Origin of the sequence: Pseudomonas sp. 2995-3 (assembly GCF_002742565.1) — a bacterium.
GTDB lineage: Bacteria > Pseudomonadota > Gammaproteobacteria > Pseudomonadales > Pseudomonadaceae > Aquipseudomonas > Aquipseudomonas edaphica.
In genome coordinates this window covers 335,111-351,578 of the sequence record NZ_LJSB01000176.1, presented here as the reverse complement: position 1 = coordinate 351,578, position 16,468 = coordinate 335,111, and the positions used below count along the sequence as shown (strand labels likewise).

17 protein-coding genes are annotated in these 16,468 nt (G+C 61.1%); 12 read left to right on the top strand and 5 right to left on the bottom strand.

From position 1 onward, the window contains the following. The first annotated feature begins 1 nt into the window (after nt 1). The 7 genes from AOA62_RS13670 (at nt 2) to AOA62_RS13640 (ending at nt 7,483) form a co-directional block, all read left to right on the top strand. Complete coding sequence (locus tag AOA62_RS13670; protein ID WP_099548897.1) at nt 2-874, top strand: SDR family oxidoreductase; 873 nt, start codon at nt 2-4, stop codon at nt 872-874. 3 nt (nt 875-877) lie between these two features. Then, entirely contained in the window at nt 878-2,491 is a 1,614-nt protein-coding gene (gene atuC, locus AOA62_RS13665) for a geranyl-CoA carboxylase subunit beta (RefSeq protein ID WP_017134977.1), read from the top strand. Nucleotides 2,492-2,559: 68 nt separating this feature from the next. Next, nucleotides 2,560-3,717 carry a citronellyl-CoA dehydrogenase gene (gene atuD, locus AOA62_RS13660; protein WP_017134976.1) on the top strand — a complete coding sequence of 386 codons (1,158 nt, stop codon included), beginning with the start codon at nt 2,560-2,562 and terminating at the stop codon, nt 3,715-3,717. Next, a complete protein-coding gene (locus tag AOA62_RS13655) occupies nt 3,714-4,475 on the top strand; it encodes an enoyl-CoA hydratase/isomerase family protein (RefSeq protein ID WP_099548896.1) in 762 nt (253 codons plus the stop codon). The genes atuD and AOA62_RS13655 overlap by 4 nt, the downstream gene beginning before the upstream one ends. A 126-nt stretch (nt 4,476-4,601) precedes the next feature. Next, entirely contained in the window at nt 4,602-6,518 is a 1,917-nt protein-coding gene (locus AOA62_RS13650; RefSeq protein ID WP_099548895.1) for an acetyl/propionyl/methylcrotonyl-CoA carboxylase subunit alpha, read from the top strand. Nucleotides 6,519-6,592: 74 nt separating this feature from the next. Then, complete coding sequence (locus AOA62_RS13645; protein WP_017134973.1) at nt 6,593-7,135, top strand: exonuclease domain-containing protein; 543 nt, start codon at nt 6,593-6,595, stop codon at nt 7,133-7,135. A gap of 63 nt (nt 7,136-7,198) precedes the next feature. Further along, entirely contained in the window at nt 7,199-7,483 is a 285-nt protein-coding gene (locus tag AOA62_RS13640) for a pyrimidine/purine nucleoside phosphorylase (protein WP_010566373.1), read from the top strand. Between the two features lie 47 nt (nt 7,484-7,530). Here AOA62_RS13640 and AOA62_RS13635 read toward each other — a convergent pair whose 3' ends face one another. Both AOA62_RS13635 and AOA62_RS13630 read right to left on the bottom strand, forming a co-directional pair. Further along, entirely contained in the window at nt 7,531-8,337 is an 807-nt protein-coding gene (locus AOA62_RS13635) for an MOSC domain-containing protein (protein WP_099548894.1), read from the bottom strand. Nucleotides 8,338-8,502: 165 nt separating this feature from the next. Continuing rightward, the gene (locus tag AOA62_RS13630; RefSeq protein WP_017134971.1) at nt 8,503-9,438 is read right to left on the bottom strand and encodes a chemotaxis protein CheV; all 936 of its coding nucleotides are present in this window, start codon (nt 9,436-9,438) and stop codon (nt 8,503-8,505) included. A gap of 535 nt (nt 9,439-9,973) precedes the next feature. Between AOA62_RS13630 and AOA62_RS13625 the strand changes: the two genes are divergently transcribed. The 3 genes from AOA62_RS13625 to AOA62_RS13615 all read left to right on the top strand — a co-directional run bounded on the left by AOA62_RS13625 (nt 9,974) and on the right by AOA62_RS13615 (nt 12,353). Beyond that, nucleotides 9,974-10,423, top strand: a complete 450-nt coding sequence (locus tag AOA62_RS13625) for a hypothetical protein (protein WP_169984806.1) — start codon at nt 9,974-9,976, stop codon at nt 10,421-10,423. Nucleotides 10,424-10,803: 380 nt separating this feature from the next. Then, nucleotides 10,804-11,697 carry a sensor histidine kinase gene (locus AOA62_RS13620; protein WP_026013517.1) on the top strand — a complete coding sequence of 298 codons (894 nt, stop codon included), beginning with the start codon at nt 10,804-10,806 and terminating at the stop codon, nt 11,695-11,697. Continuing rightward, nucleotides 11,694-12,353, top strand: a complete 660-nt coding sequence (locus AOA62_RS13615) for a response regulator transcription factor (RefSeq protein ID WP_099548893.1) — start codon at nt 11,694-11,696, stop codon at nt 12,351-12,353. The genes AOA62_RS13620 and AOA62_RS13615 overlap by 4 nt, the downstream gene beginning before the upstream one ends. On the opposite strand, the gene yegS is transcribed toward AOA62_RS13615, so the two are convergent. Beyond that, on the bottom strand, nt 12,312-13,232 hold the full coding sequence (gene yegS / locus AOA62_RS13610; RefSeq protein WP_056861072.1) for a lipid kinase YegS: 921 nt from the start codon (nt 13,230-13,232) through the stop codon (nt 12,312-12,314). The genes AOA62_RS13615 and yegS overlap by 42 nt on opposite strands. A 199-nt stretch (nt 13,233-13,431) precedes the next feature. Here yegS and soxC point away from each other — a divergent pair, with 199 nt between their 5' ends. Together soxC and AOA62_RS13600 are read left to right on the top strand one after the other, a co-directional pair. Beyond that, nucleotides 13,432-14,724: a sulfite dehydrogenase gene (soxC, locus tag AOA62_RS13605; protein ID WP_099548892.1), complete on the top strand. Its 1,293-nt coding sequence runs from the start codon at nt 13,432-13,434 to the stop codon at nt 14,722-14,724. Beyond that, entirely contained in the window at nt 14,711-15,295 is a 585-nt protein-coding gene (locus AOA62_RS13600) for a c-type cytochrome (protein ID WP_099548891.1), read from the top strand. The genes soxC and AOA62_RS13600 overlap by 14 nt, the downstream gene beginning before the upstream one ends. Before the next feature lie 239 nt (nt 15,296-15,534). Here the strand turns inward: AOA62_RS13600 and AOA62_RS13590 are convergent, their stop codons facing one another. Continuing rightward, nucleotides 15,535-15,927, bottom strand: a complete 393-nt coding sequence (locus tag AOA62_RS13590; RefSeq protein ID WP_017134964.1) for a DUF2802 domain-containing protein — start codon at nt 15,925-15,927, stop codon at nt 15,535-15,537. Then, entirely contained in the window at nt 15,928-16,410 is a 483-nt protein-coding gene (locus AOA62_RS13585) for a chemotaxis protein CheW (RefSeq protein ID WP_017134963.1), read from the bottom strand. Nucleotides 16,411-16,468 lie beyond the last annotated feature (58 nt).

The window sequence follows — 16,468 nt, the reverse complement described above, 5'->3', positions numbered from 1 at the left end:
CGTGGCCTTCGACTCGATCTTCAAAGCCGACCTGTTCCAGGGGCAAACCGTGATAGTCACCGGCGGCGGCAGTGGCATTGGCCGCTGCACCGCCCATGAACTGGCGGCCCTTGGTGCCAGTGTGATACTGGTGGGGCGCAAGCCGCAAAAGCTGCAACAGGTGGCCGCCGAAATCGCCGAAGACGGCGGCACCGCGCATTGGCAGGCCTGTGATATTCGCGATGAAGAAGCAGTGACAGCGCTGGTCACGCAGATCATCCGCGAGCATGGGCCGATCCATGGGTTGGTGAACAACGCCGGCGGCCAATACCCGTCGCCAGTGGCTTCGATCAATCAAAAAGGCTTTGAAACCGTACTGCGCACCAACCTGGTGGGCGGTTTCCTGATGGCCCGTGAAGTGTTCAACCAGTCGATGAACAAGCACGGCGGCGCCATCGTCAACATGCTCGCCGACATGTGGGGCGGCATGCCCGGCATGGGCCACTCGGGTGCTGCACGCGCAGGCATGGACAACTTTACCAAGACCGCCGCCTTCGAATGGGGTTACGCCGGTGTACGCGTCAACGCCGTGGCGCCGGGCTGGATTGCGTCCAGCGGCATGGACACCTACGAAGGCGCGTTCAAGGCAGTGATCCCCACCCTGCGTGAGCACGTGCCGCTCAAGCGCATCGGCACCGAATCGGAAGTCAGCGCGGCCATCGTGTTTTTGCTCAGCCCCGCCGCCGCGTTTATCAGCGGTAGTACCTTGCGCATCGACGGCGCTGCCAGCCTGGGCAGCCGCGCCTGGCCGCTGCACAAGGCGCAGCCGCCGAGCGAGCCGTTCAACGGTTTCCACCGCGCGTATTTGCCCGATGTGCTGAAGACGGAGCACTGAACCATGCCGGTGATTGAAAGCCTGATCGACGCCCACAGCCCACAGTTCGCGCACAACCGTGAAGCCATGCTGGCAAGCATCCAACAGTTGCGCCAACTGGAGCACAACCTGCTCGCCAAAGCACAGGAAGCCAAACCCAAGTTCGACAAACGCGGCCAGTTGTTGCCCCGCGAGCGCCTCAACCTGCTGCTGGACCCCGGCGCGCCGTTTCTGGAATTGGCCAGCCTGGCCGGCTACAAACTCCACGATGACAAAGACGGCAGCGCGGCCGGAGGCGGCTTGATCGCCGGTATCGGCTACGTCAGCGGCGTACGCATGCTGGTTGTGGCCAACAACAGCGCGATCAAGGGCGGCACCATTTCGCCGTCCGGCCTGAAAAAATCCCTGCGTCTGCAACAGATCGCCATGGAAAACAAACTGCCGGTGGTGACCCTGGCGGAAAGCGGCGGTGCCAACCTCAATTACGCCGCCGAGATTTTCGTCGAAGGCGCACGCAGCTTCGCCAACCAGGCGCGCATGTCGGCCATGGGCTTGCCGCAGATCACCGTGGTACACGGCTCGGCCACGGCGGGCGGCGCGTATCAACCGGGGCTGTCGGATTACGTGGTGGTGGTGCGCGGCAAGGCCAAGCTGTTTTTGGCCGGGCCGCCGCTGCTCAAGGCCGCCACCGGCGAAGTGGCTACCGATGAGGAATTGGGCGGCGCCGAGATGCACGCGCAAACCGCCGGCACGGCCGAGTACCTGGCGGAAAACGATGCCGATGGCGTGCGCATCGTGCGCGAAATCGTCAGCCTGCTGCCGTGGGATGATCGCCTGCCACCCGCTCCACAACGGGCTTACAAGGAGCCGCTGTATCCTATCGACGAGTTGCTGGGGTTGATCCCCGATGACCCGAAAAAGCCCTACGACGTGCGCGAAATCCTCGCACGCCTGGCCGACGGCTCGCACTTTCTGGAGTTCAAAGGCGAGTTCGACGCCCACACCGTCTGCGGCCACTTGCATATCCAGGGCCGCGCCGTCGGTGTGATCGGCAACAACGGCCCTATCACCCCCAAGGGTGCGAGCAAGGCGGCGCAATTTATCCAACTGTGCGACCAGAGCCGCACGCCGCTGCTGTTCCTGCACAACACCACCGGCTTTATGGTCGGCACCGAGTCGGAGCAACAAGGCGTGATCAAGCACGGCGCAAAGATGATTCAGGCGGTGGCCAATGCGCGGGTGCCTAAACTCACGGTGGTGGTCGGCGGCTCTTATGGCGCGGGCAACTATGCAATGTGCGGCCGTGGCCTGGACCCGCGTTTTATCTTTGCCTGGCCCAACAGCCGCACGGCGGTAATGGGCGGCGCGCAGGCGGGCAAGGTGCTGCGCATCGTGACTGAGGCCAAGCAATTGAAGGACGGTCTGGTGCCCGACCCCAAGGTGCTGGACATGCTCGAACAGGTCACCGCGCAGAAACTCGACAGCCAGTCCACCGCCCTCTATGGCAGCGCCAACCTGTGGGACGACGGGCTGATAGATCCACGCGATACCCGCACGCTATTGGGGTTCTTGCTGGATATCTGCCACGAGGCCGAGGTGCGCCAACTGCAGCCCAACAGCTTTGGTGTAGCGCGCTGATCGTTCCCACGCTCCGCGTGGTAACGCAGCCAAGGACGCTCCGCGTCCCAACAAGGAGAACAACAACAATGATCTTCACCCAGGAACACCAGGAACTGCGCCGCACCGTGCGTGCCTTCGTCGACCGCGAGATCAACCCGCACGTGGACGAGTGGGAAAAAGCCGGGCGCTTCCCCATTCACGAAATTTTCCGCAAGGCCGGCGACCTCGGCCTGCTGGGCATTTCCAAGCCGGAACAATTCGGCGGCATGGGCCTGGACTACAGCTACTCCATTGTCGCCGCTGAAGAATTCGGCACCATCCGCTGCGGCGGCATCCCCATGTCCATCGGCGTGCAAACCGACATGTGCACGCCCGCCCTCGCCCGCTTCGGCTCCGATGAACTGCGCGACGAATTCCTGCGCCCGGCCATCAGCGGCGAGCAAGTGGGTTGCATCGGCGTCTCGGAAACCGGCGCTGGCTCCGACGTGGCGGGGCTTAAAACCCACGCGCGCAAGGACGGCGGCGACTACGTGATCAACGGCAGCAAAATGTGGATCACCAACTCGCCCAGCGCCGACTTTATCTGCCTGCTGGCCAACACCTCCGACGACAAGCCGCATATCAACAAATCACTGATCATGGTGCCAATGACCACCCCTGGCATCAGCGTCAGCCCGCCGCTGGAAAAGCTCGGCATGCACAGCTCCGAGACCGCCCAAGTATTTTTCGACGGTGTGCGCGTGCCGCAACGCAACCGCATCGGCCACGAAGGCGCAGGGTTCATGATGCAAATGCTGCAGTTCCAGGAAGAACGCCTGTTCGGCGCGGCCAATATGATCAAGGGCCTGGAGCACTGTATCGACAGCACCATCGAATACTGCAAAGAGCGCCAGACCTTCGGCAAGGCGCTGATCGACAACCAGGTCATCCACTTTCGCCTGGCCGAGCTGTCCACCGAAATCGAATGCCTGCGCGCGCTGGTCTACCAGGCCACCGAGCAATACATCAAAGGCCAGGATGTGACGCGACTGGCCTCCATGGCCAAACTCAAGGCCGGGCGCCTGGGCCGTGAGGTCAGCGACAGCTGCCTGCAATACTGGGGCGGCATGGGCTTTATGTGGGACAACCCGGTGGCCCGCGCCTACCGTGATGTGCGGCTGGTGTCGATTGGCGGCGGCGCCGACGAAATCATGCTGGGCATCATCTGCAAATTGATGGGCACCCTGCCCGGGAAAAAATCATGAACACCCTGCTGCTCGAGCCGCACAACGGCGTGCTGCACATCACCCTTAACCGCCCCGCCAGCCGCAATGCGATGAGCCTGGAGATGGTCAACGAACTGCGGTCGGTATTGGCACAATTGGACAGCCAGGTGCGCGCCGTGGTGATCAGCGGCGCCGGTGGGCACTTCTGTGCCGGGGCGGATGTGAAAGACATGGTCATGGCGGGCGGGCAGTTGCCGGCGCTGAACCGCGCCTTCGGCACCCTGCTGCAAGCCGTCGAAGCCGTGCCGCAAGTGGTGATCGTGGTGCTGCAAGGCGCGGTGCTGGGCGGCGGCTTTGGGCTGGCGTGCGTGAGTGATATCGCGATTGCCGACCACCAGGCGCAGTTCGGGCTACCTGAGACCAGCCTGGGCTTGTTGCCGGCGCAGATTGCGCCGTTTGTGGTCAAGCGCATTGGCTTGACCCAGGCACGCCGACTGGCGCTGACGGCGGCGCGCTTTGATGGGGTTGAGGCTGAGCGGTTGGGCGTGGTGCATTACGTCGAGCGCGATGCACAAGCATTGGCGGAACGATTGGATGAGGTGCTGGGGCAGGTGTTGCGCTGTGCGCCGGGGGCGAATGCGCGGACTAAAGCGCTGTTGCTCGCCAGTGTGGAACAACCGGTGGGCCCGCTGTTGGATCAGGCCGCGCAGTGGTTTGCCGAGGCGGTGACGAGTGAGGAAGGGATTGAGGGGACGCAGGCGTTTGTACAGAAGCGTAAGCCTGGGTGGTCTCGATGACGCCATCGCAGGCAAGCCAGCTCCCACAAGGGGAATGCATTTCAAACTGTGGGAGCTGGCTTGTCGGGTCGCCGCATCGCTGCGATAGGGGCCGAACATTCACCCAATGTGCCAAGGGATAAACCCATGCCTGCATTCACCAAAATCCTGATCGCCAACCGCGGCGAAATCGCCTGCCGCATACAGCGCACCGCCCAAGCCCTGGGCTATCGCACCGTCGCCGTCTTCAGCGACGCCGACGCCCAGGCCCTGCACGTGCAAATGGCCGACGAAGCCGTCCACATCGGCCCCGCGCCGGTTAACCAGTCGTACCTCAACATCCCGGCCATCCTCGACGCCGCCAGACGCACAGGCGCCGACGCCATCCACCCCGGCTACGGCTTCCTCTCCGAAAACGCCGCCTTCGCCCAAGCCTGCCTGGACGCCGGCCTCACCTTCATCGGCCCCAGCGTTGCCGCCATCGAGCTGATGGGCAGCAAACGCCAGTCCAAACTCGCCATGCTCGACGCGGGTGTGCCGTGCATCGCCGGTTACCAAGGCAATGCCCAGGATGACGCGACCTTGCAGCAAGAAGCCAACCGTATCGGCTACCCGCTGATGATCAAAGCCAGTGCCGGCGGTGGCGGGCGTGGCATGCGCCTGGTCCACGACGGCAGCCAACTGCTCGATCAACTGCGCACCGCACGCTCCGAAGCCCTCAACGCGTTTGGCAGCGACGAACTGATCCTCGAACAAGCTTTGATCGACCCGCGCCACGTTGAAATCCAACTGTTCGGCGACAACCACAACAACCTCATTTACCTGGGCGAACGCGACTGCTCGATCCAGCGCCGCCACCAGAAAGTCATCGAAGAAGCGCCCTGCCCGGTGATGACACCTGCGCTGCGCCAGGCCATGGGCGAAGCTGCGCTGAAGGCTGGGCGTGCGGTCAATTACGTCGGCGCCGGCACCGTCGAATTTTTGCTCGACCGCAACGGCCACTTCTACTTCCTGGAGATGAACACCCGCCTGCAAGTGGAGCACCCGGTCACCGAACTGATCACGGGGTTGGACTTGGTTGAGTTGCAACTGAACATCGCCGCTGGCGAACCGCTGCCCTTGCAACAGGCCGACGTGACCCTGACCGGCCACGCCATGGAAGTGCGCCTGTACGCCGAAGACCCGGCCCAGGGCTTTTTGCCGCAAACCGGCGATGTGCTGCGCTGGGAGCCGGCTGCCCAGGTACGCATCGACCACGGCGTGCTCGAGGGCCAGCGCATCAGCCCGTTCTATGACGCCATGCTGGGCAAAATCATCGCCCACGGCGCCACCCGCGAAGAGGCCCGGCGCAAATTGCTGCGCGCAGTGCAAGACACCGTGTTACTGGGCGTCACCACCAACCAGGGTTTGCTGGTGGACCTGCTCGGGCAAGCGGACTTTATCGCAGGCGAGTTCAGTACCGGGTTTATCGCCAAACACTTCAATGACATCCCACGTCACGCCGCGACAAAGGAGCAGGTCGCGCTGGCCGCCGCACTGTTTTACCAACACAGCGCCAACACCCACCGCCAAGGCTTGTCGGGATGGCGCAACAAGGCCGCCTGGCGCTATCGCCTGGCGGTGAACGACGAGGTGCAGGACCTCGACGTCAACGTATTGGACGGCAACCATCTGCAAGCCAACGGCATCGAGATCCATGACCTGACCACCGACGGCCGCTGGGCCACACTGGTGATCGACGGCATTCGCCGTCGCCTGCCCTACCATCTGGACGACACTCAGCTCTGGCTGCCGGGCGTGAAGATCATCAACCGCACCCAACACGTCGCCAGCCGCCAGGCCGACGCCAGCACCGGCATCGTCAAGGCACCGATGGACGGCGCGATTGTCGATATCCGCGTGAGCACCGGTGAAAGCGTCAGCAAAGGCCAACTGCTGCTGGTGCTCGAAGCCATGAAAATGGAACATCCGCTGACGGCCGGCATCGACGGTGTGATCAAGGGTGTGCAGGTCGTCGCAGGTGATCAAGTGCGCAATCGCCAGGTTTTGCTGGAGATCGAATAACACCCTAGGCGGAACTACACGGCCCAGCTACGCTCTATCCCCATCAGGAAAGGACGAGTACGGGAACCTGCACGATGCCCCATTGGCTGATTATTGACCTTGAAGCCACAACGGATGAAGGCGGCTGGCCCGTGACGGAGATGGAAGTCATCGAGATCGGCGCCAGCCTCGTGAACCGCCAGGGCCGCGAACTGGATCACTTCCAGCGCTTTGTGCGGCCGCTGCGTCGCCCCTTGCTGACGCCGTTCTGTCGCCAACTCACGCATATCACCCAGGCCAACATCGACGCGGCGGCGCCGATCACCGAGGTGTGGCCCTTGTTTGAGCGTTGGCTGGGCCAACATCAAGCGCGCCTGGAAGGCTGGGCCAGTTGGGGCGACTACGACCGCGCGCAGCTTGAACTTGAATGGCAACGCCATGGCCTGACCAGCGCGCTCGCCCAGACCGCGCATGTGAACCTCAAGCAGCGTTTCGCCAAGGCCCGGCGGCTGGACAAGCCCTTGGGGCTCAACGGTGCGCTGCAATTGGCGGGGATGCAGTTCCATGGCCAGCAACATCGGGCACTCGAAGACGCGCGCAACACCGCACGCCTGCTGCCGTTGATTTTGCCGGTCTAGGCAGCACCCCCGGCCTTGGGCATACTGGCCGACCTTTCCAGACCCTTTTCCGAGGATTCACCCATGTTCAAAGTCAACGAGTACTTCGACGGCACCGTCAAGTCGATCGCTTTCGGCACCGCAGAGGGCCCTGCGACCATCGGCGTGATGGCACCGGGTGAATACGAATTCGGCACCGCCCAGCGTGAAATCATGCACGTGGTGTCCGGCGCCCTGTCCGTCAAGCTGCCAGACGCCAACGCCTGGGAAACCTTCGCGGCCGGCAGCCAGTTCAACGTGCCGGCCAACAGCAAGTTCCAACTGAAGGTTGCCGTAGACACCGCTTACCTGTGCGAATACCGCGGCTAAGGGTTACAGCGCAAAAAAATGCCCGTCTCGCAGGAGACGGGCATTTTTTATTCCAGGATCGTCACGGGCATTCCGACGGCTAATTCACCGCTGCCATCGTTGACCAGGTTCTGGCCGAACATCACGTCACCGCCCTGCTCACGGTAGGTCTTGAGTGTCGCCAGCGGCTCACGGTCGGCGCTGCGCTCGCCGCTGGCCGGGTCGATGGTGGTGAGGATGCAGCGCGAGCACGACTTGACCACGCGAAACTCCACGTCGCCGATACGCACGCGTTTCCAACCGTCTTCGGCGAAGGCCTCGCTGCCTTCAATCACTAGATTGGGACGGAAACGCAGCATTTCCATCGGCCGGCCGATGCGCTGGGACAAGTCGTCCAACGAGGCCTGGCCGATCAGCAGCAAGGGGAAACCATCGGCAAAACCGACCTGATCGTCGTCCTTGCCATAACCGGCCTCGGTAGTACGTGCACGTGCCAGCGGCACCTGCACCAGCCGCGTGGGCTTGCCGATAAATTCGCTGACCCAGGCTGCCGCCGCATCGCCGGCATCCGGCACACGCAAGGTGTCGCGCCAAATAGTTACACCGCGCAACTCGGCATCGCTGCCCGGCAGCGCCACGTCCAGCGTGGCAAAGCCAGGCGAATTCAGGGTCAGGCCACCGGCGCTGTTCCACAACGCCGACAACTGGCTCATCTTCGCCACCGCCCGCTGGGTCAGGAATCGGCCACTGGCTTCGTCCACCAGCATCCAGCGTCGATCCCCATCCAGCCCGAGTTTATCCAGGCCGATGTGCTGCAAGGCTTCGGCCTTGCCAGACTTCAAGGGGTAACGGTACAGCGCGCTGAGACGAAGCATGGGCCTGCATTCCTGAGGGGGACAAAGCGCCACCCTATAGGACGGGACTTCCAGAATCAAAGGTCGCTGGAGCTCTTGTGACCGGTAAGCTTACTGTGGCGAGCCTGCTCGCCACAACAAGCCTGCCTGCCATCACAAGACTGCCTGCCACAATAGGCCGCCTGCTCAGGCGGGCACTTCGTCCAACATCAAGCGTTGGCGCACCACATCCACCAGCTTGTCGGGCTGGAATTTGGACAGGAAGTTGTCGCAACCGACCTTCTTGACCATTGAGTCGTTGAAGCTGCCCGACAGCGAGGTGTGCAGCACCACATAAAGGCCACGCAGGCGCGGGTCGTTGCGGATTTCGGTGGTCAGGCGGTAGCCGTCCATCTCGGGCATTTCGGCGTCGGTGAAGATCATCAGCAATTTGTCGGTCATGACCTGGCCGCTGTCGGCCCAGGCCTTGAGCATGTTCAGCGCCTTGAGGCCGTCGCTGGCAATGTGCATCTTCACGCCGAGTTGCCCCAGGGTGTCGCGCAGTTGCGAGAGGGCCACGTTGGAATCGTCCACCAGCAGCACTTCGCGGCCACGGGCACGTTCCAGCACCGGGTCTTCAAGTTTTTCCCGCGAGACTTTGGCGTTGTACGGCACGATTTCGGCGAGGACTTTTTCCACGTCGATGATTTCCACCAACTGGTCATCGACCTTGCTGATGGCCGTGAGGTAATGCTGGCGCCCGGCGCTGGCCGGTGGCGGCAGGATGGCTTCCCAGTTCATGTTGACGATACGGTCCACACCGCCCACCAGGAAGGCCTGCACCGAACGGTTGTACTCGGTGACGATAATCGTGCTGTTCGGCCCCGGCACCAGCGGGCGCATGCCGATGGCCTGTGACAGGTCGATGACCGGCAGGGTCTGGCCACGCAGGTTGACCACGCCGCATACAAACGGGTGACGCTGGGGCATCAGGGTCAACTTGGGCAGTTGCAGGACTTCCTGAACCTTGAACACGTTGATCGCAAACAATTGCCGCCCGGCCAGGCGAAACATGAGGATCTCCAGGCGATTCTCACCCACCAGTTGCGTGCGTTGATCTACCGTGTCGAGAATGCCGGCCATTAAAAGCTCCTGATGTGGGATTGTGCAGCTCACTTAAGGGTGGTTATCGGCGGCAAGCGCCAGACCTTGACCCCGGTAAAATGCCATGTAAATACATTGATGTCACACTGACATCATGGTTTACTGCAATCCGCTCTCCAGACGGCAGTACAGCGACCTTGCGCGACATTCAAATCGACGTAGGGTTCCGCTGTGTAAGGGATTCCCCTATGCACAATCAGGCCCGACCTGATATTCGCGATATCTAATAGCCATTAATGTGACGCCATTCTCATTGCATGAATGGAGTCAGGCTTTTGTTTGCCATCCCAAGCCCTCGGCCCACGGGTCTTCCAGACTTATACGTGGCGGCAACCAAAGTTGTGCAAATGACCCGAATGACCAGGGCCTTCCACGGCTACTCTGATCATTCAAGTAACGGTCCTACTGAAATTTCAGAAGCAGGCTACAGATCTCAGTCATATTTCAGCGGTAGTTTTACGCCATTCACCCGGTGCGACATCTCATCACCCGACCTTATGTTGCGGAGACTTGCATGATGAATAGCGCAAACGAATGGCAGACTGCACTTCCCGAGTTTCTGCTGGAAGCCGAAAAGCTTTTGGCCAAGTCAGAAGAGTGCCTGCACCATTTACATCTGATTCGCAACGACAGCGATGCCATCGACTGCATGAAAACCAGCCTGGCCAAGCTGGCGGAAAAAGCCGAAGGCCTGGCCCTGCAGGCGATCAGCGAGTTTTCCCGACATATCCAATACCTGATCGCCAACGCCGCAAGCCCCATGGAGCTGCACGACCAGGCGCTGAGTGCCCTGCATGACTGCCTGACGCTGCTGGCCTGGCAACTGGAGCTGATCGACATCCGCACCGGCGAACTGACGCTGGACGACAGCGAACAAACCACACTGATCGCGACCGTCACTTTGCAGATCCCGCAGAAAGACTTCACGCATAAACCACAACAGCGCGTACATCACGCGTCCTGAGTACTGACAGGTCGTATTTGATCGTCGAGTTATCTAAAAACGACCGTACATTAAACGGTCGACAATGATGCGTGGGCGATATATATCAATTAGCCATCAACGCAATATCGATACAAACAAACCAAATTAATATAACTATGCTGAGTAAACCGCTGGCTCTTTGAACTACGGAGTCAGGTTCCTCGGCGTTTGGCGCAGATTAGGCGGCACCGGGTAAGGCGCCAGGCGACCGACGGTAATAGTGGTGGTACTATGCCCCGTTCGAAGTGACTCAACTTCATCATGTATAAAAAAACGTTCCAGCACCGTATTCCACACAGAGCCCTGTCAGCCGCAGTGACCGGTCTTCCCGCAGCGAACCTTCATTGGCTCCATCCGCTATGTACGCCAGCCTAAAGTCACTCATCGCAAGGTCCGTGTCCCGCAGCAATGCTCGCCGCCTGGCCCTCGCCCTGTGCCTTTGCTCGCTGTTGGTCAGTCTGTGGGCCTACACACGCTCAGCTCCCCTGCCTTTGTTGATAGTGCTGCTCAACCTGGCCACCCTGGTGGTGGTGGGGCTGCAGCAGTGGCGCTCGCGCAAGTCGATAAAATTCCAGCCGCAGGAACTGGCCGACCGCCTGCTACAGGTCCAGGAAAACGAACGCCACCGCCTCAGCCGCGAACTGCATGACGATATCGGCCAACTGCTGACCGCCGCCAAACTGCAAAGCGAATGGCTCAAGCGTCGCCTGCCCGACGACCTGCAAAGCCAATGCACGGTGTTATGCAATACCTTGAACGAAACCCTGGCCAAAGTGCGCGACGTGTCCGCCATCCTCAACCCCCGCCAGCTGGCCAGCCTGGGCCTTGAGGCGAGCCTGCGCGCGCACTTGCTCAAGACCCTGGAAAACACCTCGGTGCACTGGAGCCTGGAATGCCAGCAGCGCCTGACCGGCATCCCGGAAGAAATGGCCGTGGCCGCCTTTCGCATCACCCAGGAAGCGGTGACCAATATGTTGCGCCATGCCCAGGCGCAGAATTTGCTGGTGCGCCTGCAACGCCTGCCCGAAGGCCTGTCGCTGATGATCTGCGATGACGGCCTGGGCTTTTCACCGGCGACCAACCCAGGCCTTGAAGGCCAACGAGGCATGGCCGGCATGACCGAGCGCATCGACCAACTGGGCGGTGCATTGTCTGTCAGCAGCCAGCCAGGCAAAGGCACACGCATCGACGCGCTTTTTCCCTGGGCGCCCCGCGCCCTCGAACGGGCCAATTCCCCTAAGGTTCTCGAGTGACTTGCAACTTACTCCTGGTGGATGACCACGCACTGATCCGGGCCGGCGTACGCGCGCTGATCCAGGATATCCAAGGCTACAGCGTGATCGGCGAGGCCAGCGATGGCGCGCAATTGCTGGAGACATTCAGCGCGCTGCAGCCAGATATCGTGCTGCTCGACCTGTCGATGAAATACACCGGCGGCCTCGACGCCCTTCAGCAACTCAAGGCGGCCTACCCCAAAAGCAAGGTGCTGATCCTGTCGATGCACACCGACCCGGAGCTGATCATGCGCGCGCTGGAGTCCGGCGCCCATGGCTACCTGCTCAAGGACACCACCGCCAGCGAGCTGGAACATGCCCTGCTGGCCTTGCGTAACAACGAGCGCTACCTGAGCCCTGCGATTGCCCACACGGTGATCAACCAGGCGCTGATCCGCAGCCAGGGGCCTGTCTCCTCCGCCGCCGACAACCATAACCTTACGGCGCGCCAGCTGGAGATCCTGCGTTTGATCGTGCGCGGCAAGTCCACCCGGGAAATCGCCCATGGCCTGGGCTTGAGTATCAAGACAGTGGAAGCGCATCGCTCGCAGATCATGAAACGCCTGCAGATCTTCGACGTGGCGGGCCTGGTGTTATTCGCCGTTCGCGAGCAGATCATCAGCCTGGACGACTAACGGCGAGCCCAGCGGCAAGTGCACGCGCAGGGCCTTGGGCAGCGCGGAAAAACGCAGGTCATCGCCTTTCAATGGCTCGCCATCAAGGTTGATATACAGCCCTTCGGCCACTTTGATCTCGACCCATGGCAGGCGCGCGCGGACAAACATATTGTCCAGGCCCCAGCCGTCACTCATCAGGGTCATCAGCGTGCCGACCACTTCCTGGGGCGCCGGCAAAATACTGATATCAAGCAAGCCATCATCGGCCAGCGCGCCAGGGCACAGCACATGCCCACCGCCCGCCTGGCGGCCGTTGCCGATGCCCAGTGCAAGCAAATCGCCCTTCCAGTGAAAGCCCGGCCCTTCCAGCTCGCCATACGCCGCCTTCAACTCGCTGAAACGCGACAGCCCGGTGAACAGATACGCCGCGCCGCCCAGCACTTTTTTCAGGTCTTCAGAGGTATTGGCGGTGACCTGGCTGCCAAAGCCGCCGGTGGCCATATTGAGGAACATCTGCCCACCGGCCTGACCGAGGTCGATGGCCCTGGGCGGCACATCCAGCAGCGCCAGCGCGCGTTCAGGCTCCAGCGGCACACCGGCGGCGCGGGCAAAGTCGTTGGCGGTGCCCAGCGGCATCAACACCAGGCTGGCGTCGGTCTTGGCCAAGGCCATGGCCTCGGCTACATCACGCAACGTGCCGTCGCCACCACCGGCGATCAAGTGGGTATAACCGTCGGCCAAGGCTTCATTGACCAGGCGCTGGGCATCGCCGCCCTCCCACGTCACCCGTACCGCCAGCTCCCAACCCTGCTCGCGCCGGGCCTGCACGGCAGCGCGCACGTCCTCATTGAGGGCTTGCTTGCCGTGCAGGATCAACAGTGCTTTGGGGGTGGTCATGGGGGCATTCTCCTGGGTTCAAGGGTTCCTGAAGGATGTGGACCTTTGAGGAGAAGAAAAAAGCCATCCGCTTGAAAATTAATTCGTCGCCGGGTTACATCAATTTCAAAGCCTGCGATTAAAAACCGACTACATTAAAACCAATGGTGCAGCGTTAACCGCTGGCGAGTCGCCAAAATTTTTGCTCAGGAGAGCCAGAATGAAAGACGACTCAACAGACGATAAACCCGCAATCGCCGCGCCCCTGGCTCGCCGGGACTTCCTCGGCAAAACCAGCCTGCTGGTTGGCAGCGCCGCGCTCGGGGTTGCTTTTGGCCCGTTGGCGCGCGCGGCACAATCTCCCGGATCAGCCGATGAACAACTGGAAGTGCCGGCCTGGACAAAAACCTTGGGCGGTCCCACCGGTGTGCCCTACGGTAAACCGTCCAGCTTTGAGACGGATGCGGTGCGCAATCTCTACCCCGGGCTTACCGAGCGCATGTCGGCTTACAGTACTTCGCCCCTGCAGGAACTGGACGGCATCATTACGCCCAACGGGCTGTTTTTTGAACGCCATCACGCCGGCGTGCCAGCGATTGATCCGGCCAGGCACTTCCTGGTGATTCATGGGCTGACCGACACAGCCTTGCTGTTCACCCTCGATGAGCTACGCCAGTTTCCCGCCGTCTCGCGCATCCACTTCATCGAATGCTCGGGCAACCCTTCATTCCTGCCGCCCTGGGGCAAAACCGCCGCTGAAGTCGCGGGCCTGGTCAGCTGTGCCGAGTGGATCGGCGTGCCGCTGAAAACCTTGCTGCACGCGGCTGGCCTTAAGCCAGGGGCGAAATGGGTTGTGGCTGAAGGCGCCGATGGCGCCGCCATGACCCGCAGCCTGCCGCTCGAAAAATGCCTGGATGACGTGTTGGTCGCCTACAGCCAAAACGGCGAAAGGCTGCGCCCCGAGCAAGGTTACCCCCTGCGTCTTATCGTTCCGGGTTATGAAGGCAATACCCACATCAAGTGGCTGCGCCGCCTGCATGTCACCGATGCCCCGGCGTACAGCCGTGAAGAAACGGCCAAATACACCGACTTGATGCCAGATGGGCGAGCCAGGAAGTTCTCCTTCGTGATGGAGTGCAAGTCACTCATCACGGCCCCGTCCGGCACCCAGATACTCACCCGCAAAGGCCCGCATGAAATACGCGGGATCGCCTGGAGCGGCAACGGCAAAATCACCCGCGTGGACGTGTCCGTCGACGGCGGGAACAACTGGTATGCGGCCACGCTGCAGGAGCCGGTGCTGAACAAATGCCTGACGGTGTTTCGCGCGCCCTTCCAATGGCTGGGCAAAGAAATGCTCATCATGAGCCGCGCCATCGACGAGACCGGCTACGTGCAACCCAGCCTGGAACAACTGAAAGCCGTGCGCGGGGACTTCTCGTTCTACCACAACAATGCAATCCAGCCCTGGCGCATCAACGCCAATGGGGAGGTGAGCAATGGCCGTGCATAACCTTACCGCCATGGCATTGGGGCTACTGAGCATGGGCGTGGTTGCGTGCGCATCGACGGCTGCGCAATCCGGCTTGGGGCAGCCGGTGACAGAGCACTACATCGCCCGCTGGAACATCGACGTCGCTCCCGATGGCAAGAGCCTGCCCGCCGGACAAGGCACGGTCATGGAAGGCGAAAAGGTCTATCAAACCAGCTGCCTTGGCTGCCACGGCGCGCACCTCGAAGGCGGCACAGGCCCGGCCTTGGTCGGCGGTGCCGGCTCGCTGCCCACGCCCAAACCGGTAAAAACCGTCGGCAGTTATTGGCCCTACGCAACTACCCTGTTCGACTATGTCAGGCGCACCATGCCCTTTCAGCAACCACAGTCATTGAGCAATGATCAGGTGTACGCAGTGGTGGGTTATATCCTGAACAAAAACGAGATAGTGGAAGCGAACGCCACGGTGGATGCTGCCACCCTCACTCATCTGAAAATGCCCAATCGCGACGGCTTCTACGTCGACGACAGGCCGGATGTGCGTGTGGAGCCTTGCTATAAGGAATGTATCGGCAGCCCGAAAGCACATTGATGCGCTTTTGATCCAACCACTCCGGTCGGCTTTCGATCTCAAGCGCAGATCAAAAGACCGCTGATTTTGCCAGCGAAAAGGATGTAATGGCCAGAGCAACAGAACAATACTCGGTCAACTGTGGGAGCTGGCTTGCCTGCGATGCAGGCACTTGGGTACATCAGGTACACCGAGTTGATGCCATCGCAGGCAAGCCAGCTCCCACATTTCGACCGCGGTGTCTCAGAGGATCGCCGCAATCAGCTCTTGTGCAACTTGCTCATCAACTGCGCCTCAGCCTGGGTCAACCCACACGACTGCGTCAGCTCATCCACCGTCGCCCCCATGCCGACCAATTTGGCCGCCTGGGCAAACGACAGGCTTGAAGGATCACGCTGCTCAATCTGCGCCAACTTATCCGGCAACGGCCCAAGAATCGCGCGCAGTTCATGCACTTCATCCCCGACCTTCACCGCACTCTGCTGGAAGTGATCCACACGCTTGACCAAATCCAGAATCCGTCGGTCACGCACAGCATCGCGCTCGGCCTGCTGCACGGCCAGTTCCCGTTGCTGGCGCATATAGCGCAGCAGGAATGCCAACGTCCCGGCCCACAACAGGGCCAGGACAATCACCGCCGCATCAAGGAACAATCAGATGCTCTCCAGTTCCGACCATTCTTCTTCGCTCATCATCTTGTCCAACTCAACCAGAATCAACAGCTCGTTGTTCTTGTTGCACACGCCCTGGATGAACTTGGCCGACTCTTCGTTACCGACGTTCGGCGCGGTTTCCACTTCCGATTGGCGCAGGTAAACCACTTCAGCCACGCTGTCGACCATGATACCGACCACTTGCTTGTCGGCTTCGATGATCACGATACGCGTGTTGTCGTTGACTTCAGTAGGCATCAGGCCAAAACGCTGGCGGGTGTCGATCACCGTCACCACGTTGCCACGCAGGTTGATGATGCCCAACACGTAGCTCGGCGCGCCTGGAACCGGGGCGATTTCGGTGTAGCGCAGCACTTCCTGCACGCGCATCACGTTAATGCCGTAGGTTTCATTGTCCAGTTTGAAGGTAACCCATTGCAGGATCGGATCATCCAAACCTTGTGCGGATGCTGACTTGTTCATACCCCTGACCCCTTCAGTGTGTGCTTCTTCGACCGCGCAACCGCACGGCCCTTATTGT

What these genes read in the sequence shown, in the direction of transcription:
- atuC (WP_017134977.1), top strand. Translation starts at nt 878, where the DNA reads ATGCCGGTGATTGAAAGCCTGATCGACGCCCACAGCCCACAGTTCGCG.
- atuD (WP_017134976.1), top strand. Translation starts at nt 2,560, where the DNA reads ATGATCTTCACCCAGGAACACCAGGAACTGCGCCGCACCGTGCGTGCC.
- AOA62_RS13655 (WP_099548896.1), top strand. Translation starts at nt 3,714, where the DNA reads ATGAACACCCTGCTGCTCGAGCCGCACAACGGCGTGCTGCACATCACC.
- AOA62_RS13650 (WP_099548895.1), top strand. Translation starts at nt 4,602, where the DNA reads ATGCCTGCATTCACCAAAATCCTGATCGCCAACCGCGGCGAAATCGCC.
- AOA62_RS13645 (WP_017134973.1), top strand. Translation starts at nt 6,593, where the DNA reads ATGCCCCATTGGCTGATTATTGACCTTGAAGCCACAACGGATGAAGGC.
- AOA62_RS13640 (WP_010566373.1), top strand. Translation starts at nt 7,199, where the DNA reads ATGTTCAAAGTCAACGAGTACTTCGACGGCACCGTCAAGTCGATCGCT.
- AOA62_RS13635 (WP_099548894.1), bottom strand. Translation starts at nt 8,337, where the DNA reads ATGCTTCGTCTCAGCGCGCTGTACCGTTACCCCTTGAAGTCTGGCAAG.
- AOA62_RS13630 (WP_017134971.1), bottom strand. Translation starts at nt 9,438, where the DNA reads ATGGCCGGCATTCTCGACACGGTAGATCAACGCACGCAACTGGTGGGT.
- AOA62_RS13625 (WP_169984806.1), top strand. Translation starts at nt 9,974, where the DNA reads ATGATGAATAGCGCAAACGAATGGCAGACTGCACTTCCCGAGTTTCTG.
- AOA62_RS13620 (WP_026013517.1), top strand. Translation starts at nt 10,804, where the DNA reads ATGTACGCCAGCCTAAAGTCACTCATCGCAAGGTCCGTGTCCCGCAGC.
- yegS (WP_056861072.1), bottom strand. Translation starts at nt 13,232, where the DNA reads ATGACCACCCCCAAAGCACTGTTGATCCTGCACGGCAAGCAAGCCCTC.
- soxC (WP_099548892.1), top strand. Translation starts at nt 13,432, where the DNA reads ATGAAAGACGACTCAACAGACGATAAACCCGCAATCGCCGCGCCCCTG.
- AOA62_RS13600 (WP_099548891.1), top strand. Translation starts at nt 14,711, where the DNA reads ATGGCCGTGCATAACCTTACCGCCATGGCATTGGGGCTACTGAGCATG.
- AOA62_RS13585 (WP_017134963.1), bottom strand. Translation starts at nt 16,410, where the DNA reads ATGAACAAGTCAGCATCCGCACAAGGTTTGGATGATCCGATCCTGCAA.